The sequence below is a fragment of the Streptomyces sp. NPDC007162 genome (genome assembly GCF_040634175.1).
Classification (GTDB): Bacteria; Actinomycetota; Actinomycetes; order Streptomycetales; family Streptomycetaceae; genus Streptomyces.
In genome coordinates this window covers 1-1354 of sequence record NZ_JBEYFC010001009.1, presented here as the reverse complement: position 1 = coordinate 1354, position 1354 = coordinate 1, and the positions used below count along the sequence as shown (strand labels likewise).

The 1354-nt window shown below is 65.5% G+C and carries 2 protein-coding genes; one reads left to right on the top strand and one right to left on the bottom strand.

The features are described from left to right. Positions 1-94: 94 nt before the first annotated feature. The gene (locus ABZ646_RS46720; protein WP_360533903.1) at positions 95-625 is read right to left on the bottom strand and encodes a VOC family protein; all 531 of its coding nucleotides are present in this window, start codon (positions 623-625) and stop codon (positions 95-97) included. Positions 626-807: 182 nt separating this feature from the next. Between ABZ646_RS46720 and ABZ646_RS46715 the strand changes: the two genes are divergently transcribed. Next, on the top strand, positions 808-1354 hold a 547-nt coding region (locus ABZ646_RS46715; protein WP_360533900.1), incomplete at its 3' end, for a hypothetical protein.

The window sequence follows — 1354 nt, the reverse complement described above, 5'->3', positions numbered from 1 at the left end:
GTCTCCATCCCCCCTCACAGGAGCTGGCCCTTCGATGACGCTCAATATCCCCGTCGCGCCTCTGCGGCGCACTTTGTCGGTTCGGGCACGGGTCTCAGTCCTCGGGGTGGGCGGGATGCCACAGCTTCACGAGTGCGTCCTTCTCGTAGGCCTTGCCTGCCGGGTAGCTCACGAGCTCGAACTGCATGCCCCAGGGGCTGCGGAAGTACAACCATCGCTGGCCGGTCGCCGCCTGGGCGCTGGTGACGGGCACGCCCATGACCTCGACACCCGCGTCACGCAGGTAGTCGGCGGCCGCCTCGATGTCGTCGACGTACAGAGCGAGGTGGTGACCGCCTATGTCGCTGTTCCGGGGTTGGGGGGCCTGTCCGTCGGCCGCCTGGTACGCGAACAGTTCGAGGTTCAGTCCGGTGCCCAGGCGGTAGAGACGGACCTCCTCGATGACGGTGCGCGGGTGGACGCCGAGCTGAACAGTCATCCAGTCATCGTCGTCGGAGCGTTTGGGCCCGAGGGTGTAAACGTGCCGGGCTCCGAGGATGTCCACGAGGAAACGTTCGGCCTCGTCGAGGTCGGGCACGGTCACGCCGAGGTGATCTCCTCCGAGCAGTCCGGGCAGTGGGGGCATCTGTATGACCTCCTCTTTCCCTGTATTGGATACAGTGAAGCACACCGAGGGGCAGTTGAGGGGCCTACTGGCGTCTGAAACCGTTGTATTGGATGCAATCAAGAGTTAATGTCATCCATGGGTGGCGGTGAACCGCTGCACCCTGAGATCCTCGGCCGGAGTGCCATCAGGAGGTGCGTTCGATGACGATCCACCATCCCACCCTCTCCCGGGCGGTCAGTTCGCATGCGCGCGACCACCGGGAGGCCGGTGTGGACTCGTTCGCACCTTGCGTGACCGAGGTCCCACCCGCCGTGCGCGACGTGAGCATCCCGTCGGTCCTGCGCTCCGTCGAACTGACGCACATGACGTTGGGGGTGATTCGGTTCGACTCCGAAACACACGTCGTGTCCGGGCCCGTACGCGGCTATCACATAGCGGTCCCGATCCGGGGGGAGATCGTCTGCCGCTACGGCAGCGACGAGGTGATCGTCAAGCCGGGGTTCGCGGCGGTGGCCGCACCGGATCTGCCCTCACTCGTTTCCAGCTGGAGCGCCGACGCGGAGATCCTGGGTATCAAGATCCGTCCGGACGTGGTCGAGGACGAGCTCAGTGCCATGATCGGGCGCACGGTCAGATCCGTCATCCGGCTCTCGGGAGGCTTCGATCTCACCGAACCCGGTGGTCGCAGCTGGCTGTCCGTCCTCGAGTTGCTGCTGGCCGACCTCGCCGACCCGGACCGTCTCGCAC

What these genes read in the sequence shown, in the direction of transcription:
- ABZ646_RS46720 (WP_360533903.1), bottom strand. Translation starts at nt 625, where the DNA reads ATGCCCCCACTGCCCGGACTGCTCGGAGGAGATCACCTCGGCGTGACC.